A 25,339-nucleotide genomic window follows, 5' to 3' on the forward strand; every position below is an offset into this window, starting at 1 on the left:
TCTTACGCTGCAGGCTGCTTGAGCAACTTGATGATGCGCTCCTCAAGGGTGCGCTCGCTGACCGCCTGCGCCGTGATGCCAGTCGGCGCCTGCGGCGAGTCCACGTTGACCGCCCACACCTCGCGGTCGGTCGCGTACGTCGTGAGGAGCGGACCGGGTTCATCGGCGAGCACGATCAACTGGCTCACGACCAGAGCTTTGTCGATCACAGAGGCCAGCGCCTTGTCCACCGTGTCGGTCGTCAGCGCCGACGGGTCGAGCTGCAGTGCCTTCCCGTCCCGGTCGGCCGTTCCGAACGGGTCCACCAGTGCCTGGACGATCCTGGCGGCATCGCGCGCCTTGCTGGCAAGCGTGAAGATGTGCATGCCACCACCGGTGACTTGCTCAATCAGCATGAGCTCAGGGGAATGCACGAAAACGAAGGCGGTTACGCTGCCGCTGGATGTCTGCTGCTCGACGGCGAGCGCCCGCGCGGCCGTGCGCCGCAGGGTCAGCGCCATGCTGACCTCCGGCGTAACCCGCATGTCCACATCTGCGGTGAGATTAGATCCGGTTCCCTCGGACCTTAGGACGGCGTCGAGTTCGGCGATGTTCGCGACCTCCACCGCGCCCCGGGAGACCAGCGAGCGAAGCGCTGTCCCGAGTACCCACTCGCGCTGTTCCTCCGACAGCGTCGCCAGATGCGGTGCCGGCGCCACGACGTCCTTGAGCGCGCTGGGGTCCAGTACGGCAAGTTCCTCGTCGGTCAGCTTGATGAGTGGCTGCGTTCCGCCCTCTGCGAGCGCTGTGCCAACGAGTTCGCGGAACTTGTCCAGCTCAATGTCGAGTTCGGGATTTGCCATGCCAGGTCCTTGAGTCGTTTGAGATTTTGCAGTCGTTTCGGGAGCTGTACAAGAGATTCCATACAAAGGGTCTGCGCAAGGCTGAGACCGAATGCGAAGCCGTCAGGCCTGTCCGGACCGCATGTCCACAGCCGCCACGATGCGCAACCCGGCGAAATCAAGCGGGGGCGCATCGCTGCCTCCCAGAATGAATCCAAGGGGCAGGATCGTGAGGCCGTACGCGATACCGCCGATCCACCGGCCGAAGAGCTGCCACAGCCGCGGCCTGCCGCCGTCCGTCAGTTTGACCACACGGGTGCCAGCGAGCAGCTTGCCCACGCTGCAGCGGAACAGCAGGACCAGCAACACCTGGTTGACCAAGGAGACACCGATCCCTCCGGCGAAGATCCGCAGCCACAGAGTCCCGTCTGTGAGTGGAGGCGCCTCCGACACCGGGAGGCTCAGCACATACTGCAGTCCGGAAATGCCCGCGCAGACAACAGCCAACGTTCCGTCAATGGTCGCCGCCCCATAGCGACGCCCCATGGACGCAGGCGTCGGCACCACATCAGCATTCCGGTTCAGGCGCTGCTCCCGTGGCACACCGAACAGGTCTTTCGAATCCACCGGAGCCATCTCCTACCAGAATTTGTACTTCTTGATGGTGTTGGGGACCAGGTTCGTGACCGTGCTCTTGACGCCGTCTACGATCTCCTTGCCCTTGTCCGCCACGTCCCCAGCCCACTTGGTCGTCGCATTCCAAGCCTTCTTGGTCGCGTTGCCGATTGCTTCTCTGTTGTCCCAGGCCCAAGTGCCGATGAAGTAGGCACCGGCCACACCGAGTGCCGCCCAGCCGACCACAGGGACCGCTGCCGCGACCGCTGCGCTGGCGCCAAGGGCTCCTGCCGCGGCCGACCCGCCCAGAACCGCCCCGGCGCCGCCCGCCTCCACAAGCCCCATGCCGCGGTCGAACCCGCCCAACACGCCCTTGTGGTCAGGCACGACCATCTCCTTGACGCCATGGACGATAGCCAGCGGCAGACCGACGCGGTCAAGGATGCTGAGTCCCGGCGCCTGGTTGAGCAGTTTGGCCGGCAGGGGGATCTTCAGCTTGGTGGTGAGGAAGGTGCGAAGTCCCTGCTGCCACTTCCAGGGCTGCTGGTAAAGCCCCTCGATTTTCTGGAGCTTCAGGAGCTCACGCATGTAGTCGATGTTCTTCAGCTTCAGCCGGTCACCGGTGATGCCGAAGTATTTGTTCAGTTCAAGGACTGCCTTGGCCCCGGCGACGTTCTCACCCTGCGCCCAGCGCTGGTACAGCTGGAGGGAGGCCTCGATACCCGAGGCGATTTTCGTGAGCCGCAGCGGCGTCGTTACATTCTTCTTGATTTCCTTGAACTCGTCCATGTACTCGCCGACTTCACCTTTATGCTCCTGGTATTCCTGCCAGGTCTTGAGCACGCCGGTGAGCCCCATGAACATGAGCTCGGCACTCGGGTCTGCGTCTAGGATTCCGAGCCGATGACGCACGTCCTTAGCCTGATCGCGGGACCAGGACGCATCCTGCCGAAAGCGCTTGAGGTTTCCCTGGTCGCCTTCCCATTTGGCGAGGATTCCGGACACCAATGGACCCTGAATAGAGAGTGCACCATCAGCGACGTCCAGTGCGGCAGCCAGCTTGCGCGCCTTATCCTTCGACATTCCCCTGAATGTCACGCAGAAACCCCCCTGTTGACGGCTTTCGTGATAGGCACTAGCGCGGAGCTTCGGCGCTGCCCCGCTACCGACGCTCCTCATTCGGAGCGCGTCGGAAGATCTTGATGCTGCACTCACTGTGCCTGCCGTACCTGTCGAGTGTCCTTCCCGGGCGCGTAGTTGCGCCGGGCAGGACAGCAAAGGCGTGCTCGACGGGCACAAGTGGATCCCGGGCTGGGACAGCAGCGCAGCCAAGGATCTTGACGTTAGCTGTGTGCGCATGGTTTCGCCAGCGCGAACCTGTGATGGCTCAAGGCGTCTCATGGACCAACGGGCGTGAGATCGAACCGACTTATCCGGCAAGCCAGCATAAACCGTACCTGTGTAGTTTTCTCTTTCCTGTGTTCGTCGGCTCCTTGTAGGGGCCTGCCGATCAATAACTCTGCGGTTTTCGTGGGCTGTTGGGTCATAGGATGCGGGGGTGTCGGAGGGGACGAAGGCAGAGTTGGTGGATGCGTTCGGGCTGTTGCTGCCGCATCTCGATGAGCGCCAGCAGCGCCTGATGCTGGGCGCCGCGGCCCGCGTTCTGGGCCACGGCGGGATCCGCATGGTGGCCGGAGCGGCCGGGGTGGCTGAGTCCACGGTGTCGCGCGGGAAGCGGGAGCTGGAGCACGCGGAGGAACCCGCTGGCCGGGTCCGGGCACCCGGCGCAGGGCGGAAGCCCTTGCGGGAGGCCGATCCGGGGTTGGTGCCCGCGTTGCTGGCGCTGGTCGAGCCGGACCAGCGGGGCGACCCGGAATCTCCGCTGCTGTGGACGGTGAAGTCCACCCGGAATCTGGCGGCCGAGCTGACGCGGCAGGGACGCCGGGTCGGCTCGGACACGGTGGCCTCACTGCTGAAGGCGGAGGGGTTCTCTTTGCAGGGCACCTCGAGGACCACCGAGGGGGCCCGGCATCCGGACCGGGACGCCCAGTTCCGTTACATCAACGACCAGGTCACGGCGTTCCTCGCCGACGGGCAGCCGGTTATCAGCGTGGATGCCAAGAAGAAGGAGACGCTGGGCAGCTACGCGGTCATCGGACGCGAATGGCACCGCGCCGGGCAGCCGGTGCAGGCCCGCGCCCACGATTTTCCCGAGAAGGGCGCCCAGAAGGCGATGCCGTACGGGATCTACGACATCGGCGCGGACGCCGGCTGGGTGTCGGTGGGCTGCGACGGGGACACCTCTGCCTTCGCCGTGGCCACCTTGCGCCGCTGGTGGAACGGTGAGGGACGACGCCGCTACCCGCACGCTTCCCGCCTGCTGGTCACCGCCGACGCCGGAGGCTCCAACGGCTACCGGGTGCGCGCCTGGAAGAAGGAACTCGCAGACTTCGCCTATGAGACAGGCGTCGAGGTGACGGTCTGTCACTTTCCGCCGGGAACATCGAAGTGGAACAAAATAGAGCACCGGCTGTTCTCACAGATCAGCATCAACTGGCGCGGCAGGCCCCTGACCAGCCACGAAGTCGTCGTCAGCACCATCGGAGCGACCACCACACGCAACGGACTGTCCGTCCACGCAGACTTCGACCCTGGCACTTACCCCACCGGGGTCACCGTCCCTGACGGTGTCATGGACCGCCTGCCCCTCACGCCGCATGACTGGCACGGCACGTGGAACTACACCCTGCGCCCCGAACCCCTCGCCCCTGAACCGTCCCCGCCCAGTGCCGAGTTCGGGCGTTTCCCGGCCGGTGACAAGCTGCCTGCCTGGCTGCGGCACCCCAGCCTCACCGGACTCGAGCCCGCCGCCTTCGACGAACTCACCGCCCGCTACCAAGCCTGGCGCACCGAGCACCCGCCGATCTTCCTGCCCGGCAAGCGCCCCGACGGAGGCCCCGGCGCCGGCGGCAGACGGCTCTCCGTCGCCGACCAGCTCGTCGTCTTCCTCCTCAAGAAGCGCTGGTCCATGGACCAGGCACCGCTCGCCGAGGCAACCGGCCTGCCCAAGAGCAGGATCGGCGCGACCCTCCGGGAGGCCACCCCCGTTCTCGCCGCGCTCGGGCACACCGTCTCGACCGGCGCCCTCACCGTGACCACGGCCCAACAGCTCGCCGAGATCGCCGGGCACGACCTCACACCCCCGTGATCCTCACCAAGATCGAGGAGTTATTGTTCGGCAGCTCCCAGGGGCTGGCAGCGTTCCGGCTTTCATCCGGTATGGCCGAAGGCGTCTTTCTCGAGCTCGCCTACTGCCCCACAAACCCCGGCGCAGCATCGTGAAACTCGTCACTTTTCATCCCGACCTGTAGATCCGGTTGTGATCGTCGCCGTCTTCGGCGGACCAACTGGACTGCACCGTTTTCCCTCCTCCACCCGTTCGCTCTTCTGCGATTCCCGGTGCTGCCGGTCGGCAGCGGTGACCTGGTCGGTGTATGCGGCCGCGCCGCCGTAAACCGTGGTCCAGTGCCACCGAGGCTCCTGGGGCAACCGTGCAATCGTGCAACCGGGTTTCCGTATCTAGGCACTTGGACGGGCTGTGGGAAGCTCTACGTTCTTGATCTGCTGAGGAATGAGAGACCCCGTGCGCTGGAGCCGGATTCAAATGCGGTCAGCAGTGGCCGCCGTGGTCACAGCAGCCGTGCTGGCAGGTGCATATGCCTGGTTCACCCACACGCCGGCCGCCCGACTCGGGAAGGCCTGCGGGGGAGCGCTACCCGTCGACGACATGCTCGCGATGACTGGCGCATCCGCGAGGTTCGGGGGTCAGGATCTGAAACTCGCCACCTGGCACTACGACGAGGCCGTCGTCAGCGAGCCGGACGGGCTGTCTGTGGCGTGCACTGCCAATGACATCGAGATTCACATCGAGACGGCAGTCGGTAACCGCTTCCCCTTCGGTAACTACACCTTTCAGAGCCGCGACGACGTCCTGCCGATCCCTCTCCGTGACGGCTGGTCCGGCTTCCTGGTCGCCGAGAGCGAGGACAACCTTGGCGCCTCGGTCCTGCTGAACTGTGCCAACTGGAAGCCGAGCCACGGCAGCGGCCTACTGGTGACCGCCGACGCCGACGGCGTCGACAGCGCGAGTACCCCCGCCCGGGCCCGGCTCGCCCGTATCGTCACCCAGACGGCCAAAAAGGCTGCGGAGCAGACCGGTTGCACTGCCAACCCGGGCCGGACGATCACCGAGATCGACAGCCAGTCCACGACCTCGCGCACCGGCGCCGAGAAGGCCGACGGCACCTGCGCGGGTACGCGCTCACAATCCTCCGTGCGGGAGAGCGCAGCGCGCACGGCTCCGGTCGAATACTGCGTGCTCGGCGGCAGGCTGTGGCTGAGAGCGTTCTACGGACCGTTCGCCAGGATCGGTGAGGATGGTGGGCGCGGGGACTTCGACAAGCCGTTCGGCAACGAGGGCTACGCAGTGTGGGGAACAGCCGCGTGTCCAGGAGCTGAGGCTAGGGCGCTCTACACCGCCATGCCCCTCGTGGAATCCGACCGGCGCTTGGATTCCCAGCCGCTCACAGCCCGCGAACTGGAAGACCTGAAGCAGTTCGCCGAACGCTCCGCCGCACGGCACCACTGCTCGGCAGCTGCTCTGCCCGGGACGGAGGGGAGCGCACACGACGGCAAGAGCGGCTCGCGGAGTCGGAGTCCGCAAGCCGCCGGACTTGATTAGCGGTTGACGGCCTGGATTTCCTGGACGGTGACGTCCTGGGTGGCGCCGAAGGTGCCGTCGGGCAGGTCGCCGCCCGCACCGCCGGAGCCGGTCCAGTGGATCTTCCAGGTGATGGTGGCCTTGAGCGGGTAGGTGCCGTCCCCGGAGGAGCGTAGGTACTTCACCCCGCAGGGCGGGGTCTGGCCTGCCTTGCCCCGGGCGTACGGCTCGCCGATTCGGCCGTTCTTGATCTCGCAGACGCCGGAGGCGGGGTAGGCCACCGCCTCCGACGTACCGGGATCGATCTTCAGAGACACCGGTTCGGCTGTCGTAGTCGCAGTGATGCCGAGTACCGGCACGGAGGCGGTGACGGAGACCGGCTTGAACGCGGCGCTGTCCAGCCACGCCCACGTGGGCAGGTTGACCTTGGTCGTGCCTGCCGGGGCCAGGGTCACCTTGGTGCCCGGGACCCGAACCTCGTTGTAGGCGAGTTCGGCGAGGATTTTCGGAGTGACCGCTTCCGGGATGTCGGCCGGGGGGTCCGTGTTGGCGTCGACCCAGAAGATGGGTTTGGTGCAGTCGAGGGCGCCGGGGTCTCCCTCGCGGCCGGGTGTGACGTACGAGTCCCACCAGTAACCCTTGCCGGTCTTGTCCTTGTTGAAGTCCTTGTACGGGTGGCCGTTGACGTAGTGATCGCGTTGCTGGGCGTCCCACTCGTAGCCGGTGGATCCGGCCTCCCAGATCGGCTCCAGGTACGCCTTGAGCTTGGCGGGGGTGTACCTGGGCGCGTAGTAACAGGGCGGTGGCGTCCAGGTCGTCGTCGAGGTGACGGGGCCGGCCGACTGACCAGATCCGTTGTTCGAACGGTCGTAGACGATGGCACCTGCGGTCGCGGAGATACCGCCCTTGCCGTCCGATTTACCGGAGGTGTCGGTGGGCGGGGCCCCCTGTCCTTCGCCCGGTCCGTATGCCGCCGCTGTGCCCGGCAATCCCACACCGCACGCGGCAACGAGCACGCACAGCGCCAGGATGCGCCCCCGACCGGTCAACCGGCGCATGTCTTGTCCCCCCGCTTCGAAACCAGGTTGCTGCTCTGCCACACGCCCTGCTTGTTCTTCTCGAGGCGGGTGTTGTACAGCACGTACGGACTCTCCTTCGAGGGAGTCCTGTCGACCTTGTTCGTCTTGCGGTTCTTGTTGAAACCCTTGCTCTCGTCGGAGCAGTAGACGACGGACGCCGTGCTGTTGCCGGAGAGAGTGACCTTGGGGGCGTAGTAACGCGTCGTGCCCGTGAAGGAGAGTTCTGTCTTCAAGTACGCCTGCACCCAGGCCACGGCATCGGTCAATGCCTTGTCGCGGTAGTAGAACGAGAGGCCGGGTGCGCTGGTGTCTCCTCGCAGAATGGCGTCGTTCGTCGCGTCGATGCGCTGGGCGGTGTCCGCCAGGACTGCGTCCTCGGTCGCGTCGCCCGTCTTCCAGTTCTCGTACTTGTCCGTGACGTCCGACGGCAACTTGATCTGTGGACGGCCGGCCGCGCTGGAAGCCGAAGCACTCGGCGAAGCCGACGTCGAACTCTCTGTGTCCGCTCCCGCGATCTTGTCGTTGTTGCTGGACTTGTCGTCCCCGCTCCCGCAGGCCGTCAGCAGCAGGGCTGCGGTCGCGGCGAGCGCGGCGGCGGGCATAGTGCGGCGCTTCACTGTGGACTCCCCGTGAGACTGAAGTTTGGCAAGAGCACATACGGTATCGGCGGGGTTCCTGGTTTCGCCAGAGTGAACTTCCCTGCGAACCTGGGCAATTGTGGACACAGTGGGCCGCTCCAGGGTGTGGGATGTGTGCCGATCGTGCTCAACGGGCGACGGCTCCGGACGCGTTGGGCGCGACGCGCCCGGAGCCGCTTGTTGCTGAATTTCGGCTCGCTATCGGGGCACTGTGAACCTCGGGCAGGCGCATGGCGGGGCGTGTCATCGGGCGGGCCCCGGTACCCGCACGCCGTGGATGTTGCTTCGGGCCTACGGCAAAACACGTCACTCGCGTCCGGGGTGTGAGGGGGGTGCGATCCAGTCCTCAGTTCGAGGGCCTGGAGGGGCCCGGTGGGCTCGGACTCCGTGGTTCGCCCACGCCTGATCAGCGGTTCGCCTCTGGGCAAGTCGCGCTGTGGGCGGCCTGGGGTTTTGAGGGCCATCCACAGCGCGTCAGCGGTTGACGGCCTGGATTTCCTGGACGGTGACGTCTTGGGTGGCGCCGAACGTGCCGTCGGGCAGGTCGCCGCCCGCACCGTCGGAGCCGGTCCAGTGGATCTTCCAGGTGATGGTGGCCTTGAGCGGGTAGGTGTCGTTGCCCGAGGAGCGCAGGTATTCCACTCCGCACGGCGGGGTGTCATGTGCCTTGCCCTTGGCGTAGGGCTCGCCGATCCGGCCGTTGTTGATCTGGCAGACGCCGGAGGCCGGGTAGGTCTGGGCATCGGTGGTGCCTGGCTCGATCTTCAGGGAGACCGGCTCGGCGGTTGTCGTCGCGGAGATCCCGAGTACGGGGACGGAGGCGGTGACGGAGACCGGTTTGAACGCGGCGCCGTCCAGCCAGGCCCAGGTCGGCAGGTTGACCTTGGTCGTGCCCGCCGGGGCGAGGGTCACCTTGGTGCCGGGGACGCGGATCTCGTTGTAGGCGAGTTCGGCGAGGATCTTCGGGGTCACGGCGTTGTCGATGTCGGCCGGTGGCGGATCGCCCTTGTCCACCCAGAAGATGGGCTTGGTGCACTTGTTCCAGCCGGGCGGGAAGGACTCGTTGACGTACGAGTCCCACCAATAGCCCTTGCCGGTCTTGTCCTTGTTGAAGTCCTTGTAGGGGTGGCCGTTGACGTAGCGATCGCGTTGCTGCGCATCCCACTCGTAACCGGTCGACTCGGACTCCCAGGTCGGCTCCAGGTAGGCCTTGAGCCCCGCGGGCGTGTACTTCGGGGCGTACCAGCAGGCAGGTGGACTCCAGGATGTGGTGGAGATGACGGGGCCGGCGGAGGCGCCGGTGCCGTTCTTGGAACGGTCGAAGACGATGACACCGGCGGAGAGGGTGCCGTTGTCACTGGCATTGCCCGATGTACTGGTGTCGGACCCGGGGTTCGGGTCGCCGCCTACCGAACCATCTCCGCCTGGATCCTGTGTGGCCAGGGCGGCAGGGGCCGAAAGCATACAGATCGCGGAGGCGAGTGTTGCCGCAGCAACACTAAGGCGGAAGCGGGTCACGGCTGGCACTTTGCGGCCCCCCGCACGGAAATGATCTTCACCATTTCCCAGACGCCGTTCGCGTTCTTTTCAACCTTCACACCATAGGAGACATAGCTGTTCTTGTCGGCCTTGCTCTTCTTGACCTTGTTGGTCTTGACGACCTTGGTGTACCCCTTGCTCTCGTCCCCGCAGTAGGTCAGCGAGGCCGTGTTCTTGGACTCCACGGAGACGTGCCGGTCGAAGTAGCGGACAGTCCCGGTGACTGTCAGCCCTGCGTCCTTGAACGACTGAACCCACTGCTGAGCCGACGCGGCCCCCTCGCCCTCCGTGTAGTACTCCAGAGCGGGGAGCCGCGGATTCTGTGCAGTGATAGCCGCATTAAGCGCGCGGATGAAATCTGCGTTGTCCTTGAGGATCGTGTCCTGTCCCGGATCGCCAACGTGTTCGGGTGTGAACGTGACCGTGTTGTCGGCCGACAGCGCGATCTTCGGCCGACCTGCCGTGCTGGAAGCCGAAGCGGTCGGCGAAGCCGACGTCGGGCTGCTGCCTGTGTCCGCTCCCGCGATCTTGTCGTTGTTGCTGGACTTGTCGTCCCCGCTCCCGCATGCCGTCAGCAGCAGGGCTGCGGTCGCGGCAAGCGCGGCGGCAGCGGGCAATGTGCGGCGCTTCACTGTGGACTCCCCGTGAGACTGAAGTTCGGCAAGAGCACAAACGGTATCGGCGGGGTTCCTGGTTTCGCCAGGGCGAACTTCCCTGCGAACCTGGGCAATTGTGAACATAATGGCCCGCTCCGGGGTGTGGGATATGTGTCGATCGTGCTCAACGGGCGACGGCTCCGGGCGCGTTGGGTGTGACGCGCCCGGAGCCGCAGTTGCCTAGAGATTTCGGTTCGCTATCGCGGCATGCTGCACCTGGGGCAGGCGCAGGGCGGATACGCCGACGTACGCGGCACCGGTCCGGCCCGCCTGCTGGTCAGGATCTCGACCCTTCCACTGTCGGCGGTCACGGTGCCGGCCGTGTCGATCCGGTAGACGCGGATGGTGAGGCGGGACCGGGAGGGGGAGCGGCGCTGGGCGGATTCCAGGAGTTCGAGTGTGTCCGGTTGGGGCGGGTAGTGGTCGGCGCACGGAGGGCAGGCGTAGACGTTGAAGCCGGGGCCCGTGGCGGCGTGGACCTCGTGGACCAGAACCGGTTCGTCCGTGATGCGCTGGCAGCGGGCGCACATCCGCATCGCCGGGCGGGTCATCGAGCGGCCTCCGCCGGTACTCGCACGCCGTGGATGTGCTTCGGGCCTACGTCGATTCCGAGCGTTGCCAGGCAGGCTGCCCGGCGCCGTTCGCGTTGGCGGCGGTGTTCGGTGGGGTCCAGGACGTAGGGGCGTACGAGGCGGGATGCGTTGCCGTCGAGTAGTTCGGTGAAGCGGGGAGGGGGCGAGAGGGGGGTGATCCGTAGCGGCGGAAGTGTGCCGAGGCGGTGCCGGCCGCGGGGGCGTGGGGTGCACAGGGTCAGCATGCGGGTGAGGGTGCGGACGATAAGGTCCAGCATGTCGGCGCTCCATTTCAGCGTTGGCCATGCCCCGGGACGGCTTGCCTCCGTCGCCGGGGTCTTTACGTGATCAGCCTACATTGCCGTACATGTCAGTGCATAGCAGTGCGCGGCAATGCAATCATTGATGCAGCTCAGGGCTGTTTTACGGTGGTTGCTATGGCAGCAGACAGAGACGATTCGCCGATCGATCCCCACAAGATCGCCTACGTCTATATGCAGGTGGCCGACCACATCGCTGCCCGAATTGCTTCGGGTGAGCTGAGGCCGGGAGCGCGACTGGCAGGCGAGCGCGATATGGGTGCGGAGTACGGAGTCGCGTACCTCACCGCCCGCCGCGCGGTCCGTGAACTCCGCGAACGCGGCCTCGTAGTCACCCTCCCGGCCAAGGGCACCTTCGTTGCCTACCCCGATGAAGCTGCCGAGCCGGCAGGCGACGGCCAGGACTAGCGTCGCCGTCTGAACCTCGCGAGAGCTGCAGCCCCACGGGCTGTGGCGGGACGCATCGACGTGCGCTCCCGTGGGGTCGGCTATCCGATCTGATTGCCCTCCCTTTGCTGTGACGTGACGCTTCGGCCTGCCCGATGCTCTGGCTGTGCCGGGGCATGAGTCGGCCGTCAGGTGGTGGCCGTAACGTGCCTGAACCTCGTTCCGAAGACGGTAAATGACGCTGCCCGTGGCCAGGTCCGATCGATGTGCAGGATGTGGCGGCGGGAGAGGCGGGCGAGGTGGGCCGAAGAGTGATAGAGCCGCAGGCGCATCGGTCCCGGCTAGCCGTCTGGGAGGCAGTCTTGGGTGTGCACGCTGAACAGCCGCAGCCAGGTGTCGAGGAGCGCGCCCCCGCAGGCCTCGGCGAGTCGGGCGGCCGGTGTGTGGACGAACAAGGCGTACCCACCTGCCGGCACGAGTGCTGTGGTCACGGCAGCCACGACTGACTGAGGTTTTTCAGCGCTGCCGTCCTCGCTCTGGAGCGGCAGCGCTGAAACCTCAGTGACCCGGCCGGGATGTCGCCTGTCTGCGCTCGGTGGTCACTGCGCGCAAGGTCAGGCACGTCGCATCCGTTTGCTACGGGCTGTGGGCGGCCCCGGACCTCTGGGGGCGCCCACATGGGCCGTCCGCAGCGTCAGCGGTTGACGGCCTGGATTTCCTGGACGGTGATGTCCTGCGTGGTCCCGAAATTGCCGTCCGGCAGGTCGCCACCCGCGCCGCCGGTTCCGGTCCAGTTGACCTGCCAGGTGATGGTCGCCTTGAGCTTGAACGTGCCGTCGCCTGAGGAGCGAAGGTACTTGAGGCCGCACGGCGGGGTCTGGTGGGCCTTGCCCCTGGCGTAGGGCTCGCCGATGGAGCCGTCGGCGTTGATGGTGCATCCGCCGGAGGCCGGGTAGGTCTGGGCGTCGCTCGTGCCCGGTTCCAGCTTGAGGGACACCGGCTTGGCGGTGGTCGTGGCCTGGATGTCGAAGCCGGGGACGTTGATGGCGGCCGTGGCTTTGACCTCGCCAAAGACGGCCTTGTCGAGCCATGCCCAGGTCGGCAGGTTCACCTTGGTGACGGCCTTGGGGGCGAGGGTGACTTTGGTGTCGGGCAGTTCGATGTGCTGGTAGGCGAGGGCGGCGAGTATCTCCGGCGTGATGGCCTCTTTGTACTGGGGTGGCGGCGCCTCGCCGTTGTCGACCCAGAAGGGGATGTCGCTGCACGAGTTCCGCTTCAGGATGTCGGGCTCGCTGGGATTTTCGACGGCGGCCCAGAACATCCCCTTGCCGTCCTTGTCGACGTTGTAGTCCTTGTAGCCGGGGGTGTCGGTCCAGCCGTAGTCGTCCTCGTAGTGGCGCTGGAGTTCGCCGAGCGCTGCGCCCGCGGTACCGCCCATACCGGGCGTGTTCATTTGGCTCTCGATGCCCTTGGACATCTTCTTCTTGAAGTCCTTGGCGCCGAGGTACGGGGCGTACCAGCAGGGCGGTGGCGTCCAGTTGACATCGGAGGATGCCATGTTGCCGGTGCTGCCGTTCTTGGCGACGGAGCCGGAGTACTGGATTTTGGCGGCGGCGTAGATGCCGGTGCCGTCGCCGCCGCCCGCTTCTTTCGTTCCGCCACCCTTGCCTGTATCGACTGGTTCCGCCGCAGCGTTGGGCGCCGCGAGAGTGAGCGTGCTGATCGCGAGGATCAGAGCAGCCGTGCTGGTGTTGAGGACCGTACGCCGTGATCCGTTCACTGGCACTGCTTCGCCTTCGTCTCGACGAACACCTTCGATGCCTGCCACAGCGCCTCGCTGGTGGGCACCTTGACCATGACGATCTTGTAGTAGTTGAAGTCCTTGATGCTGGGCTTGGTCTTGACGACCTTGCCCGTTTTGATCTCTTTCCCGTAGAACTTTCCGGTGTCCGCGCAGAACGCGACCTCGACGGAGTTGCCGCTTGGGGCGGACCGTGTGGTGGCGTTGTAGTGACGGCGGGTGCCGGTGGCGGTCCAGCCGCCCTTGATCCATTCGTTGATCTGCACCTCGGCGTAGTGGAGCCCTTCGCCGGTGGCGTAGGCGGTCAAGGCCGCGTTCTTCGTTGTGCGCTTGTCGACGCCCTGGTAAATGGCGCGGAGGAAGTTGGCGGTGTCGTCCATCGCCGCCGCCTCGTTCTTGTCCTTCGGCTTCTTCCAGTCGAAGACCAGGTTCGTGTCCTTGGGCAGGGACACGTCCACGCCGTCGGGCTTGTCCTCTGCTGGTGCCCCCGGCGATTCTGCCGACTCTTTCGGCGTCTGCGAGCCCTGGTCCGCTCCCGCGATCTTGTCGTTGTTGCTGGATTTGTCGTCCCCGCTCCCGCATGCCGTCAGCAGGAGGGCTGCGGTCGCGGCTAGCGCGACGGCGGCGGGCAATGTGCGGCGCTTCACTGTGGACTCCCCGTGAGACTGAAGTTCGGCAAGAGCACAAACGGTATCGGCGGGGTTCCTGATTTCGCCAGCGCGAACTTCCCTGCGAACCGGGGCAATTATGGACGCAGCGGCCCGCTCCGGGGTGTGGGATGTGTGTCGATCGTGCTCAACGGGAGGCGGCTCCGGACGCGTTGGGTGTGACGCGCCCGGAGCCGTTGGTGCTGGGTATTTGAGTTCGCTATCGCGGCATGCTGCACCTGGGGCAGGCGCACGGCGGATACGCCGACGTACGCGGCACCTGTTCGGCCCGTCCGCAGGTCAGGATCTCGCCCCGTCCGCTGTCGGCGGTCACGGTGCGACCATTGAGGCCTGGGACTCGTGGATCGAGGCCGGTTTGTCCGTGATGAGCTGATAGCGGGCGCACATCCGTAGGACGAGGTGTGTCATCGGGCGGATCCGCGCCGGTGCCCGCACGCCGTGGATGCGCTTCGGGCGGGCCTGCATCAAAAGACGTTACTCACGTCCCGGTTGGGAGGGGGCGATCCAGTCCTCAGCTCGGGAGCTTGGAGGGGAGGTCGCACTCTGCATCCTTGTGGGCCTGGCGGGCGAAGGACGTTGCCAGGTCGATGAGAGTCTGACGTGCTTCCTTGTCCGAGGCTTCGAGTGGTTTCAGGGCGAGGGCGAACACAGTCATGTTCCAAGGCTGCTTGCTTGTCTTCTCGTGGGCGTAGCAGGGGACCCAGATCGCGGCCACCTCCGCGTTGGAGACGCCCTTGAGGCCGGCGTTGAAGTAGGAGATCTTGCCTCCGTCGTTCCGAGGGGTCTCACTCTTGGCCCACTGCTGCCAGGGCCTGGCAGAGCTCATTTCGGCCGTCAGAGAGAAGAGAGCTTTGTCATCGTCTCCTATCGCGAAGCAGGTGCTTCTGAATTCCCAGTCTCGTTCCGGCCTCCAGGTACCCTCGAAGTCGTACTTGGAGGACCGATGCAGTGTGGAGTTGAATACCTTGGCGACCTTTTGTCGGTCGGGTACGTGCTGGCAAATTTCATCGGCCTCGATATGCTGACGCTTCTCGAAGGCTCCGAGGAGGTAGGCGATGAGTACAGCGATGGCGCCAGCTGCGACCGCAGCTCCAAAAACGAGGGATTTCCGGACGCGCCTTCTTTTGGTCGGTTCCGTCAAGGTCGATCACCTAATCGTTGTTGAATTGGCTTGAGGGCTACTCGGCAGCACTGCTGTTTCTTATAAGTTCACCAGCGTCGTTGAAACCCTTGCCGGCTTCGTCGCCGGCCCTGGACGCGGCAGCATCGTCACCAGTGGCAGCCTTGACGGAATTCTGGGTCGTAAGGATCGCTGACTGCTCGTTCTGATCCGCGTTCTTTACGTTTTGATAGACCTGCTGTTTCTCTTCCGATCCGTCGCCGTCGAAGCCGTCGAGAATGCCACTGAAGATCTCGCCCGCGGCCGTACCCGCCAAGCCGCCCGCGTAGACCCCTGCTGGGCCGGTGAACGGCGCCATCGCAATGGATGTGGCGCTGCCGACCAAGGAGCCGCCCCACAGGCTTGCGTGTTCCTTCCAGGCGCCGTCTCGGGCGTTCGCATCAGCGTCGTTCTTGTCGGCCTGGAAGTGTTGGCCGTCACCGATGACTCCCTGGAATAGGCCGGTCTCATAGGCGATTTTGTCGATGGTGACATCGGTCGGCTGCGGGTAGGCATCGGGATGCTTCGCCTGCGCCTCCATCAATGCCGCAGCGTATACGTGTTGCGAGACCATGAGCCGCTCATATCCTTCTTCGTTGCGGGACACGGCATGCAGGAATCGCAGGGCGTCTACCCTCTCAATCTTGGCTGTGGCCCCAGAAGTCGGATACAGTTTGTCCCTGTACTTGACGTCTGCATCCAGGCTTCGTTGCAGATCCGGCATGTATTCGGCCGAAATATTAGCGAAACTGTCCGACAGGAACTCGTGATCCCGCAGACGGTCCTGGTCCTCGGACACCGACTTCACGAGGGCGCTGAACAGGCCAGCTTGTTCCTTCGAGTGCTTGATGTCTTCCGCGGTGGCCTGCTCGCCGGGCCGGTGCCCGGTGGTGGCCGCCTCCAGGGCGTGGCCCATCGAGTTGAGGCCGGTGACGCTCTCCTTGCCCGGCATGCTGTCGTTCGGCCACTTGCGCTCTTCGAAGAGGTATTTGAAGTTCGTCTCCGCCTTGCCGTCGTCGCCCTTCTGCTTGGCGGTGAAGAAGTTGGTCGCCGCGTCGGGGCTGTTGGCGAGGGCCTTCATGTAGCCGGTGAGCGGGTCGTTGCCCTCGTCGTTGCCCAGGTGGTTGACCGTGCTCGTGGTTCCCCAGCCTGAACTGTAGGGCTGGCCGGCATTCTCCAGGATGCGCCGGTCTTCCTTGACGAGTGCCGTTCCGTAGTCCTCAAGGAACTTGTCGTCGTAGTCGCCGTAGCGCATGAGGTTGCTCATGACGATGAAGCCTTCGGGGCCGCCCGAGTCGCCGTAGGGGGGAGCACCCTTTTCACCGACCGGCTGATCACCGATCGCGACCATGTCCTTCTTCCACTTCTTCATGGTCGGCGAGTCGGAGTTGGTGGCAGCGGCCACGGTGAGGCTCAGGTTCTTCTGCATATCGTCGAGCTTGTCGGCACGAGCGAAGTCGGAGGTCTCGCCGTAACCGGCAGGCTTGTCGAGGTTGCTCATCTTCTCCCAGAGCTGCAGCGTCTTCTTCGCTCCGAGAGCCCCTACGACCTTCTCGGCGAAGGGGTATTCGTCGTAGTTCTGGGCAAAGAGTTCGTTCAGCTCGTCGAACTCTTCAGGGCTCAGGTCCTCTGGATCCTTCTTCGCAAGCTCGGTGGCACGCTTGGCGGCCTTGGCCGCGGCGGCGTTGGCGGCCCGGCTCACGGCGGCCTCGTTGATCTGGACCATGCCTTTGACGCCGGGGTACGGGTCGTTGTCCATTTTCATGGCCAGGTGGTAACGGCGCTTCAACATGGGCAGTTCGTCCTGCGCCCAGGACGCCACGTGCAGGACATCGGCGAACTCCTTGGTGCCGATGCCGTAGTAGGCGAGCTGCGTCTTGTAGTAGGAGGCCCGGTCCTGAAGCGTCGACTGGTCCCGCCGTACGGAGTCGATCGTGCCGTTGAGCTTGTCCGGGTCTATCCCCGAGAAGACTCCGCCGCTGCTTCCCCTGTCGTCCGGGCGCATCCCGTTCCCCGTTTCCCTCTGTCGCTGTCAGATCTGCTGTTGCGCTTGGAGCGATCAGTACATACGTCTGTTGCGGTTCATGGAGTTGGCTTCCTCCTGCGTGACCTTCTCCGGCATGCTGTCGATTTCGCGCTGAATGTCTGCGAGCACCGTGGTGATCCGGGTGTGCACCGTCTTGCGGTGGCCGACTGCGTCGTTGTGCCACTTGTCAGCATTCTTGCCGACCCAGGACTTCGACGAGTCCCGGCCCCCTTTGCCGATGTCTCCAGCTGCCCTCTTGAAGGCGTCGACGAAGTCGCCCCGCTCCTTCTCGAGTTGTTGCTTCAGTTTCTGCAGTCTTTCCCGCTCTGGGTTGTCCACCTTTGGCTTGTCGCCGTCGGTTGCTATGTCTCTCACTCCTGTAACCGGGTGGCGCCTCGTGTCTTCGAGGTGCAGGACACTCACCGCGGATTCCGGTCCTTCGGGCGGCCGGTGGACTCGGACTCCGCGGTTCGCGCGCGTTTGATCAGCGGTTGACGGCTTGGATTTCCTGGACGGTGACGTCCTGGGTGGCGCCGAAGGTGCCGTCGGGCAGGTCGCCGCCCGGGACGCCGGTACCAGTCCAGTGGATCTTCCAGGTGATGGTGGCCTTGAGGGGGTAGGTGCCGTTGCCCGAGGAGCGCAGGTATTCCACGCCGCACGGCGGGGTGTCATGTGCCTTGCCCTTGGCGTAGGGCTCGCCGATATGGCCGTTGTTGATCTGGCAGACGCCGGAGGCGGGGTAGGTCTGGGCATCGGTGGTGCCCGGCTCGATTTTCAGGGAGACCGGTTCAGCGGTGGTCGTTGCGGAGATGCCGAGGGCCGGGACGGAGGCGGTGACGGAGACCGGTTTGAACGCGGCGCCGTCCAGCCAGGCCCAGGTCGGCAGGTTGACCTTGGTCGTGCCCGCCGGGGCGAGGGTCACCTTGGTGCCGGGGACGCGGATCTCGTTGTACGCGAGTTCGGCGAGGATCTTCGGGGTCACGGCGTTGTCGATGTCGGCTGGTGGGGGATCGCCGTTGTCCACCCAGAAGATGGGCTTGGTGCACTTGTCCCAGCCGGGCGGGAAGCTCTCGTTGACGTACGAGTCCCACCAGTAGCCTTTGCCGGTCTTGTCCTTGTTGAAGTCTTTGTACGTGCCGGGGGCTTCGCCGCCCTTCTCGTACTTGTTGCGTTGCTCCAGGTCCCATTGAGACCCGGTCGACTCGGCGTTCCAGATCGGTTCGAGGGTTGCCTTGAGCTGTGCGGGCGTGTACTTCGGGGCGTACCAGCAGGCCGGTGGGGTCCAGGAGGTGGAGGTGACGGGGCCGGCGGAGGTGCCGGTGCCGTTCTTGGAGCGGTCGAAGACGATGACGCCGGCCGAGAGAGTCCCGTCGTCGCCTGCGTTGCCATACTGCTTGGTCTGACCGTTGCTGCCGTGCTTGCCGCGCTCGGCGAAGGCCACATGGGTTACGAAGACGGGAACGCTCGCAAGGGCTACGACCGTTGCGATCCTCGCCAACTTCCTTACGGCTGGCACGCTTTGTCTCCCCTGTTGGAAACGATGTTGCTGGTCTGCCAGACACCTTCGCCATTCCTGGTGAGTGAGGCGTGGTAGAGCACGTAGGCTTTTGCGGTCGTCGGTGTTTTGTCGACCTTCTGGGTTTTCTTGTTCTTGATGAAGGACTTGCTCTCGTCGGAGCAGTAGGTGACATACGCCTTGTCAGCCCCGGCAAGAGTCACCTTGCGGTCGAAATACCGGGTCTCACCGATCCACGTGTCAGCGTCATCGATGTACCCCTGCACGTACGTGATCGACGAGCTCAGGGCCTTGCCGGTGCTGTAGAAGCCGAGCGCCTTCGTGTCGGTGCTCCCGTTGAAGATCGCCTCATCCACAGAGTTGATGCTCAGGGCGCTGTCCGCAAGAACTGCGTCCTTCGTCGCGTCACCTGTCTTCTGATCTTCGAAGACGTTTTTGGCGAAGGATGGGAAGGTGATCTTTGGACGATCGGCCGCGTTGGAGGCCGAGACACTCGGTGAAGCCGACGTCGGGCTGCTGCCTGCGTCCGCTCCCGCGATCTTGTCGTTGTTGCTGGACTTGTCGTCCCCGCTCCCGCATGCCGTCAGCAGCAGGGCTGCGGTCGCGGCAAGCGCGGCGGCAGCGGGCAATGTGCGGCGCTTCACTGTGGACTCCCCGTGGGACTGAAGTTTGGCAAGAGCATGAACGGTATCGGCGGGGTTCCTGGTTTCGCCAGAGCGAACTTCCCTGCGAACCTGGGCAATTATGGACGTAATGGGCTGGTCCGGGGTGTGGGATGTGTGTCGATCGTGTTCAACGGGCGACGGCTCCGGGCGCGTTGGGTGTGACGCGCTCGGAGCCGTTGGTGCTGGGTATTTGAGTTCGCTATCGCGGCATGCTGCACCTGGGGCAGGCGCACGGCGGATACGCCGACGTACGCGGCACCGGTCCGGCCCGCCTGCTGGTCAGGATCTCGACCCTTCCGCTGTCGGCGGTCACGGTGCCGGCCGTGTCGATCCGGTAGACGCGGATGGTGAGGCGGGACCGGGAGAGGGAGCGGCGCTGGGCGGATTCCAGGAGTTCGAGTGTGTCCGGTTGGGGCGGGTAGTGGTCGGCGCACGGAGGGCAGGCGTAGACGTTGAAGCCGGGGCCCGTGGCGGCGTGGACCTCGTGGACCAGGATCGGTTCGTCCGTGATGCACTGGCAGCGGGTGCACATCCGCAGGGCGGGGCGGGTCATCGGGCGGCCTCCGCCGGTACCCGCACGCCGTGGATGCGTTTCGGGCCTACGTTGCTTCGGCCTGCCCGATGCTCTGCCTGTGCCGGGGCATGAGTCGGCCGTCAGGTGGTGGCCGTAACGTGCCTGAACCTCGTTCCGAAGACGGTAAATGACGCTGCCCGTGGCCAGGTCCGATCGATGTGCAGGATGTGGCGGCGGGAGAGGCGGGCGAGGTGGGCCGAAGAGTGATAGAGCCGCAGGCGCATCGGTCCCGGCTAGCCGTCTGGGAGGCAGTCTTGGGTGTGCACGCTGAACAGCCGCAGCCAGGTGTCGAGGAGCGCGCCCCCGCAGGCCCCGGCGAGTCGGGCGGCCGGTGTGTGGACGAACAAGGCGTACCCACCTGCCAGCACGGCTGCTGTGGTCACGGCAGCCAGGACTGATCGTGTCCGGGTCCGGCTCCAGCCCACGAGTTCTCACTTTCCTCAACTGATCAAGAACGTTGAGCCTCTCACGGCACGCCCAAGTCCCCGAATACGGGTACTGGTTGAGGCCCTGGACCGGGAGTTTAGACCGTGCCTTGAGGCCCGGTATATACCGTAGTTGTCGAGGGGGGAGCCGTCGTTCAATTCTCCCGGCGCCTAATGGGAGCTACGGAGCCGGGGAATGCTCGGGTCCGTAGCCGCCAGCAGGTGAGCACTACCGACGCCGGAAGCATTCGACTTCTGAGGTCAGACCGTGCCCCTGCTGGTCGGCCGGGAGGCCAGACCGTTGATGGGGTGGCGTGCCCGCCGGGCAGTGGGGCGTGAGCACTGGATCCATTAGGCCGCGTGCCGTGCCTTCCGCAGGCTGCATGGAGCAAAGCACCTGACCAGGAGGACGAGTTGCTGCTGATCGGCGATGACTGGGCCGAAGACCACCACGACGTCGAGGTCCAGGACGAGGCAGGCCGAAAACTCGCCGCGGCGAGGCTGCCCGAGGGCGTGGAGGGAATCGCGAAGCTGCACGAGCTCCTGGCCAAGCACGGCGGCGAGGGCCTGGATGCCGCCGACGTGGTGGTGGGGATCGAGACCGACCGCGGCTCCTGGGTGCAGGCCCTGATCGCCTCCGGCTACCAGGTCTATGCCATCAACCCGCGGCAGGTCGCCCGGTTCAAGGAACGCTATGCCTCCTCCGGCGCCAAGAGCGACAGGGGCGACGCGCACGCGCTGGCGGACATGGTCCGCATCGACCGGGCCCAGCTGCGGCCGGTGGCCGGGGACAGCGAGCAGGCGCAGGCCGTCAAGGTCGTCGCCCGCGCCCACCAGACCTCGATCTGGGAACGCGTTCGCACGTTCCAGCGGCTGCGCAGCACGCTGCGCGAGTACTTCCCCGCCGCCCTGGCCGCCTACGCGGACCTCACACTGACCAGCACGGACGCCCTGGAACTGCTGATCAAGGCCCCTACCCCGGCGGCCGGGGCGAAGTTGACCCGTGCCCAGATCACCGCCGTTCTGGCCCGTGCCCGCCGGCGCAACCGGGACGCGAAAGCGGCCACGATCCAGGCCGCGCTGCGCGAACGGCAGCTGGGCCTGCCCGAGCCGGTCACGACCGCCTACGCGGCCACCGTCACCGCTCACGCGAAGCTGCTGATCGCCCTGAACGAGCAGATAGCCGACCTGGAAGGGCAGGTGAGGGCCCATTTTCTCAAGCACCCAGACGCTGAGATCTACCTCTCGATGCCCGGCATCGCGGAGATCACCGGCGCCCGGGTGCTCGCCGAGTTCGGGGACGACCCCACCCGCTACGCGTCCGCCAAAGCCCGCAAGAACTACGCCGGCACCAGCCCCATCACCCGGGCCTCCGGCAAGAGCCATACCGTCCAGGCCCGCTACGTCCGCAACAACCGGCTCGCCGATGCGTTGCAGACCCAGGCGTTCTCCGCCCTGCGCGCCTCGCCCGGCGCCCGCCACTACTACGACAAACAACGCGCCCGCGAGGCCGGTTACAACCCGGCCCTGCGGCAGCTCGGCAACCGCCTCGTCGGCATCCTCCACGGATGCCTCAAGACCCGAACCCTCTACGACGAAGCGACCGCCTGGTCGCACCACGCCCACACCCCTGCCGCTTGACACCAAACGACATGGGGTGTCTGACCTGACCTGATCAATCTATTCCGCGGATGGTTCATTCGATCGCGGGTTGAGCAGTCTGTTCACTGCGCTGGATACCGCTCCCGACGTCGTCAGCTCCAATGTGTCGACTTCTTCGAAGAGAATCGCCAGCGCGAGATCCACTGCGTCCGCCTCCCCAGTCACAACACCAAAACTGCTCGTCCCTTTGCCCGCGGTGTTCTTGCCACGGGTGATAGAGACCACGACTCCAGAGCGGGCCAGAGTGCCGCCTCTTTCGAGTTTGGCTGCGACGTACTCGTACGATCGTTCCTGATATACGAGTCTCAGGGCTCGTGACGCGTTCCGGAACCCCTTGCTGTTGAAGGTCAGCCCTACGGAATTTCCGCCGACGGTGAGACGGGCGTTTCTCAGTGTTGGCCGCCCCGGGCCAACCGTCTGGTAGTGCACGTCTGGCATTTGCTCGCCGTACAGACGTACTTCGAGCTGTCTGCTACCTGCCTTGACTGAGGGTTTCTTGCGCTTGGCCTCGACCGTCACTTCGCCGAAGGCTCCAACGGGGCCTTGGCGGCCGTGGCGTTGCTTGCCAAAGAATGGCCGCAACTCGAACTGATAGCCTGCCATGATTTACTTTCTTGAGGTGGGTCTCGGCTGTCAATCAAAACCAGTTCATGGGGTTCGCCGCCTTGGCGACGGTCCTTGTTTCATGAGCAAGTCCCTTCCCGATCTTCGACGCCTTGTCGCCAACCCAGTCGACTGCCATTCCTGTACCTGCCTTGATGTCGTCCCAATGCTCGACGACCTTTGCTCCGCCGTAGACCAGTCCCGTGCCTACGGTGAGGCCAATGGTGACCGGGTTTGGAGCGACCATTGCTGCGGTCAGAGACGCGTTGAATCCAACTTCTGCCACGTCCGCGACGTACCCAGCTCCTTTTTTCTTAAAGGCTTCGCGTGGGTTTCCCTGGGCCCAGACATTGGCAGCGCTGACGCCCGTTGAAAGGAGACTCGCGCCGATGCCTGCGTAGCGGATGAACCCTCCGGTCTTGGCCGCTGCGCTGAGCCCTTTCAGGAACGGGGAAGCGGTCTTTCCTGCGGCGATAACGGCAGGCCGAGCATTGTTGAGCTTTTGAATATGCGAGGCCGAGCGGAAAACCTTCAAGAGACTCGCTTGGCCGGCACGAGTGACCAGTGCTCCGGAGTGAGTCGCACCGCCATACCGCATGGCCAGCGCATCAGATCCGACAAGGAAGTTGATGCCCTTGGCCACGGCCGGGGAACGCAGAACCGGCAATGCGCGTAATTCGTCCCAGGCGCGGCCGAGTAAGGCTGCCCGTCGCGTCGCGGTGAATGGGATCCTACTGGCGTTCTGGTAGAGAGTGCTCGTGGCAAACACGTTCCCGAGCTGCCCTGGGAGCCAACTGCCCGGCGCGCTGAGGGAGCGCAGTTCACCGACGGGGATCCTGCGCAAGCCCGCAGCAGCCCATGCGCGTGCTCCGCCGCCGCGCTCCAGCCAGTCGGAGTTCACGGCATTACGGAGTAGGCCGTTATACCAGGAGTTCTTGAACAGGACGTTTGCCATGCCGACGCCAGTTACCACCGTAGTGCCGCCGACCTTGATGACACCCGTGATGTCACTGACATCGTTGAGGAACTCTTCGATGTCCTTTTCGCCGATTTCCTTCAGACCAGGCGCCTTGGCTAGATAGTGGGCCTCAATACGTGCCATCCAGTCGCTGTACGTCTCCCGGTCGCCGCGCTCGAAAAGCTGATCCTCTCGGGCCAGGACCGCACGTTTACGAAGGTCGGGTGCTGTCTCCGCAGCCCATGTCTGCATTGGTTTGAGGCGGACCAGATTGTCGGACACGCCGAGGGTGGTCGCCCGCGTAAAAGCCTCATCGAGTCTGTCCAGCAGCCCGCCCTTGCCGTCCATGAGCTTGGCGAGTTGATCAAGGTCATCTGGGTTGACCATTCGCATGTTGTTCCCCGTTGTTACTTTGTGGCACACCGCTGCGTGCTGCCGAGGCACCCGCCCATAGCGGCCATGGTCGATGTGCGGGCATCGGTTCAGTGACCCAGCCTGCTCGTTTGGCCCTGCCGCATAAGCCGGTTCGATGGGGACAGGAACGCTGAGAGCCAGAGTCAGGCCCCGACGCCGAGCAGTATGCGTCGCGATCCGCTCACTGGCGCTTCGCCGCCTTCGTCCGGACGTACACCGTGGACGCCTGCCATAGGCCCTCGGCTGTAGGGAGCTTGGTCATGACGATCTTGAAGTAGTCGAAGTCCGCGAGGCTGGGCTTGAGAAGATGGGCTTGGTGCATTTGTCCCAGCCGGGCGGGAAGCTCTCGTTGACGTACGAGTCCCACCAGTAGCCTTTGCCGGTCTTGTCCTTGTTGAAGTCTTTGTACGTGCCGGGGGCTTCGCCGCCCTTCTCGTACTTGTTGCGTTGCTCCAGGTCCCATTGAGGCCCGGTCGACTCGGCGTTCCAGATCGGTTCGAGGGTTGCCTTGAGCTGTGCGGGCGTGTACTTCGGGGCGTACCAGCAGGCCGGTGGGGTCCAGGAGGTGGTGGAGGTGACCGGGCCGGCGGAGGTGCCGGTGCCGTTCTTGGAGCGGTCGAAGACGATGACGCCGGCTGAGAGAGTGCCGTCGGGGCTGCTGTTACCTTTCGCGCCTGGCTTGTTCGAGTTCTGAGTGTTGTCGTTCAGCGTGTCGTCGGCGTGTGCTAGGCCAGGCATGGACAGGACCGATAGGCACACCCCCGCGGCGAACGCCAGCGGAAGAGGCTTCAATCTGCGCATCAGGGCTGGCACTCGGCACTCCCGCTCTGAGAAATGATCTTCTGGATCACCCAAACGCCCTTGCTGTTCTTCTTGAGTGACGTGTGGTAAGCGACGTAGCTCTTGGCAGTGACTTCGGTCTTCTTGATCTTGTTGGTCGCGAGGTACTTGACGTACGCCTTGCCCTGGTCCTCGCAGTAACTGAGGGAAGCCGTTCCGTCCTTGGCCACGGCTACCTGAGGGTCGTAGAAGCGGTATGCGCCAGTGATACTGGCCTTGTGATCCACGTAGTTCTGAATGAACTTCTGTGTACCGGCCGCTGCTTCACCCTCGTAGTAGTAGAGGTACGGCTTGTCGAGGGCGTCCTGGTGGACGATCGCAAGGTCCACGGCCTTGATGGACTGCTCGCTGTCGGACAGGACGGCATCCTTGGCTACATCACTTGTTGCGGGCCAGTCGAAGGTGTACGAGAGATCCGACGGCATCTCAATCTTCGGCCGACCTGCCGCCTTGGAAGCCGAGACACTCGGCGAAGCCGACGTCGGGCTCCCCGTGCCTGCTCCCGCGATCTTGTCGTTGGTTTTGGAGCTGTCGTCCCCGCTCCCGCATGCCGTCAGCAGCAGGGCTGCGGTCGCGGCAAGCGCGGCGGCAGCGGGCAATGTGCGGCGCTTCACTGTGGACTCCCCGTGAGACTGAAGTTCGGCAAGAGCACAAACGGTATCGGCGGGGTTCCTGATTTCG

Annotated in this window: 29 protein-coding genes; 5 read left to right on the plus strand and 24 right to left on the minus strand. The window is 64.8% G+C overall.

From position 1 onward, the window contains the following. Window positions 1–2: 2 nt before the first annotated feature. The 3 genes from OOK07_RS25355 to OOK07_RS25365 form a co-directional block, all read right to left on the minus strand. The gene (locus OOK07_RS25355) at window positions 3–842 is read right to left on the minus strand and encodes a hypothetical protein (RefSeq protein WP_266798680.1); all 840 of its coding nucleotides are present in this window, start codon (window positions 840–842) and stop codon (window positions 3–5) included. Window positions 843–944: 102 nt separating this feature from the next. Further along, entirely contained in the window at window positions 945–1,448 is a 504-nt protein-coding gene (locus OOK07_RS25360) for an RDD family protein (RefSeq protein ID WP_266798682.1), read from the minus strand. A 12-nt stretch (window positions 1,449–1,460) separates the two neighbouring features. Next, window positions 1,461–2,519, minus strand: a complete 1,059-nt coding sequence (locus OOK07_RS25365; protein WP_266798684.1) for a hypothetical protein — start codon at window positions 2,517–2,519, stop codon at window positions 1,461–1,463. A 502-nt stretch (window positions 2,520–3,021) separates the two neighbouring features. Here OOK07_RS25365 and OOK07_RS25370 point away from each other — a divergent pair. The 3 genes from OOK07_RS25370 to OOK07_RS25380 all read left to right on the plus strand — a co-directional run bounded on the left by OOK07_RS25370 (window position 3,022) and on the right by OOK07_RS25380 (window position 6,177). Continuing rightward, entirely contained in the window at window positions 3,022–4,644 is a 1,623-nt protein-coding gene (locus OOK07_RS25370; protein ID WP_266802020.1) for an ISAzo13 family transposase, read from the plus strand. Continuing rightward, a complete protein-coding gene (locus OOK07_RS25375; protein ID WP_266798686.1) occupies window positions 4,641–4,778 on the plus strand; it encodes a hypothetical protein in 138 nt (45 codons plus the stop codon). The genes OOK07_RS25370 and OOK07_RS25375 overlap by 4 nt, the downstream gene beginning before the upstream one ends. Before the next feature lie 322 nt (window positions 4,779–5,100). Further along, a complete protein-coding gene (locus tag OOK07_RS25380; protein WP_266798688.1) occupies window positions 5,101–6,177 on the plus strand; it encodes a hypothetical protein in 1,077 nt (358 codons plus the stop codon). Here OOK07_RS25380 and OOK07_RS25385 read toward each other — a convergent pair. The 6 genes from OOK07_RS25385 to OOK07_RS25410 form a co-directional block, all read right to left on the minus strand. Continuing rightward, window positions 6,174–7,214, minus strand: a complete 1,041-nt coding sequence (locus OOK07_RS25385) for a hypothetical protein (RefSeq protein WP_266798690.1) — start codon at window positions 7,212–7,214, stop codon at window positions 6,174–6,176. The two genes, OOK07_RS25380 and OOK07_RS25385, sit on opposite strands and share 4 nt — an antisense overlap. Then, window positions 7,202–7,852, minus strand: a complete 651-nt coding sequence (locus tag OOK07_RS25390) for a hypothetical protein (protein ID WP_266798692.1) — start codon at window positions 7,850–7,852, stop codon at window positions 7,202–7,204. Before OOK07_RS25390 ends, OOK07_RS25385 begins: the two co-directional genes overlap by 13 nt. Window positions 7,853–8,347: 495 nt before the next feature. Then, window positions 8,348–9,400: a hypothetical protein gene (locus OOK07_RS25395; RefSeq protein ID WP_406312335.1), complete on the minus strand. Its 1,053-nt coding sequence runs from the start codon at window positions 9,398–9,400 to the stop codon at window positions 8,348–8,350. Further along, entirely contained in the window at window positions 9,388–10,044 is a 657-nt protein-coding gene (locus OOK07_RS25400; protein WP_266798696.1) for a hypothetical protein, read from the minus strand. The genes OOK07_RS25395 and OOK07_RS25400 overlap by 13 nt, the downstream gene beginning before the upstream one ends. 221 nt (window positions 10,045–10,265) lie before the next feature. After that, window positions 10,266–10,619, minus strand: a complete 354-nt coding sequence (locus OOK07_RS25405) for a hypothetical protein (RefSeq protein ID WP_266798698.1) — start codon at window positions 10,617–10,619, stop codon at window positions 10,266–10,268. Beyond that, window positions 10,616–10,918 (minus strand): hypothetical protein, encoded by a 303-nt coding sequence (locus OOK07_RS25410; RefSeq protein WP_266798700.1) that lies wholly within the window; start codon window positions 10,916–10,918, stop codon window positions 10,616–10,618. Before OOK07_RS25410 ends, OOK07_RS25405 begins: the two co-directional genes overlap by 4 nt. A gap of 159 nt (window positions 10,919–11,077) precedes the next feature. On the opposite strand from OOK07_RS25410, the gene OOK07_RS25415 reads away from it, so the two are divergent. Beyond that, a complete protein-coding gene (locus tag OOK07_RS25415; protein ID WP_266589260.1) occupies window positions 11,078–11,368 on the plus strand; it encodes a winged helix-turn-helix domain-containing protein in 291 nt (96 codons plus the stop codon). Between the two features lie 320 nt (window positions 11,369–11,688). Here OOK07_RS25415 and OOK07_RS25420 read toward each other — a convergent pair whose 3' ends face one another. From OOK07_RS25420 to OOK07_RS25470, 11 genes are all read right to left on the minus strand, one after another. After that, complete coding sequence (locus tag OOK07_RS25420; protein ID WP_266798702.1) at window positions 11,689–11,838, minus strand: hypothetical protein; 150 nt, start codon at window positions 11,836–11,838, stop codon at window positions 11,689–11,691. A 203-nt stretch (window positions 11,839–12,041) separates the two neighbouring features. Next, complete coding sequence (locus tag OOK07_RS25425; protein ID WP_406312338.1) at window positions 12,042–13,127, minus strand: hypothetical protein; 1,086 nt, start codon at window positions 13,125–13,127, stop codon at window positions 12,042–12,044. Beyond that, a complete protein-coding gene (locus OOK07_RS25430) occupies window positions 13,124–13,795 on the minus strand; it encodes a hypothetical protein (RefSeq protein WP_266683053.1) in 672 nt (223 codons plus the stop codon). The genes OOK07_RS25425 and OOK07_RS25430 overlap by 4 nt, the downstream gene beginning before the upstream one ends. Before the next feature lie 330 nt (window positions 13,796–14,125). Then, complete coding sequence (locus OOK07_RS25435; RefSeq protein WP_266683055.1) at window positions 14,126–14,281, minus strand: hypothetical protein; 156 nt, start codon at window positions 14,279–14,281, stop codon at window positions 14,126–14,128. Between the two features lie 46 nt (window positions 14,282–14,327). Further along, entirely contained in the window at window positions 14,328–14,957 is a 630-nt protein-coding gene (locus OOK07_RS25440) for a hypothetical protein (RefSeq protein WP_266798707.1), read from the minus strand. Between the two features lie 37 nt (window positions 14,958–14,994). Then, window positions 14,995–16,980 (minus strand): DUF6571 family protein, encoded by a 1,986-nt coding sequence (locus OOK07_RS25445; RefSeq protein ID WP_266798709.1) that lies wholly within the window; start codon window positions 16,978–16,980, stop codon window positions 14,995–14,997. 54 nt (window positions 16,981–17,034) lie between these two features. Continuing rightward, window positions 17,035–17,424, minus strand: coding sequence for a hypothetical protein (locus OOK07_RS25450; protein WP_266683088.1), 390 nt, complete (start codon window positions 17,422–17,424; stop codon window positions 17,035–17,037). Window positions 17,425–17,485: 61 nt separating this feature from the next. After that, on the minus strand, window positions 17,486–18,517 hold the full coding sequence (locus tag OOK07_RS25455; protein ID WP_266798711.1) for a hypothetical protein: 1,032 nt from the start codon (window positions 18,515–18,517) through the stop codon (window positions 17,486–17,488). After that, entirely contained in the window at window positions 18,505–19,161 is a 657-nt protein-coding gene (locus tag OOK07_RS25460; RefSeq protein WP_266683090.1) for a hypothetical protein, read from the minus strand. The genes OOK07_RS25455 and OOK07_RS25460 overlap by 13 nt, the downstream gene beginning before the upstream one ends. A gap of 220 nt (window positions 19,162–19,381) precedes the next feature. Then, window positions 19,382–19,735 carry a hypothetical protein gene (locus tag OOK07_RS25465; protein ID WP_266683091.1) on the minus strand — a complete coding sequence of 118 codons (354 nt, stop codon included), beginning with the start codon at window positions 19,733–19,735 and terminating at the stop codon, window positions 19,382–19,384. A gap of 254 nt (window positions 19,736–19,989) precedes the next feature. Continuing rightward, window positions 19,990–20,139 carry a hypothetical protein gene (locus OOK07_RS25470; protein ID WP_266798714.1) on the minus strand — a complete coding sequence of 50 codons (150 nt, stop codon included), beginning with the start codon at window positions 20,137–20,139 and terminating at the stop codon, window positions 19,990–19,992. Window positions 20,140–20,595: 456 nt separating this feature from the next. Between OOK07_RS25470 and OOK07_RS25475 the strand changes: the two genes are divergently transcribed. Beyond that, on the plus strand, window positions 20,596–21,822 hold the full coding sequence (locus tag OOK07_RS25475) for an IS110 family RNA-guided transposase (RefSeq protein WP_266802021.1): 1,227 nt from the start codon (window positions 20,596–20,598) through the stop codon (window positions 21,820–21,822). Between the two features lie 39 nt (window positions 21,823–21,861). On the opposite strand, the gene OOK07_RS25480 is transcribed toward OOK07_RS25475, so the two are convergent. The 4 genes from OOK07_RS25480 to OOK07_RS25495 form a co-directional block, all read right to left on the minus strand. Then, a complete protein-coding gene (locus tag OOK07_RS25480) occupies window positions 21,862–22,446 on the minus strand; it encodes a hypothetical protein (protein ID WP_266683093.1) in 585 nt (194 codons plus the stop codon). A 34-nt stretch (window positions 22,447–22,480) separates the two neighbouring features. Then, window positions 22,481–23,797: a PE-PGRS family protein gene (locus OOK07_RS25485; protein WP_266798716.1), complete on the minus strand. Its 1,317-nt coding sequence runs from the start codon at window positions 23,795–23,797 to the stop codon at window positions 22,481–22,483. Window positions 23,798–24,076: 279 nt separating this feature from the next. After that, window positions 24,077–24,556 carry a hypothetical protein gene (locus tag OOK07_RS25490; RefSeq protein WP_406312342.1) on the minus strand — a complete coding sequence of 160 codons (480 nt, stop codon included), beginning with the start codon at window positions 24,554–24,556 and terminating at the stop codon, window positions 24,077–24,079. 62 nt (window positions 24,557–24,618) lie between these two features. Then, complete coding sequence (locus OOK07_RS25495; protein ID WP_266683097.1) at window positions 24,619–25,272, minus strand: hypothetical protein; 654 nt, start codon at window positions 25,270–25,272, stop codon at window positions 24,619–24,621. Between the last annotated feature and the right edge of the window lie 67 nt (window positions 25,273–25,339).

The organism is Streptomyces sp. NBC_00078 (assembly GCF_026343335.1).
GTDB lineage: Bacteria > Actinomycetota > Actinomycetes > Streptomycetales > Streptomycetaceae > Streptomyces.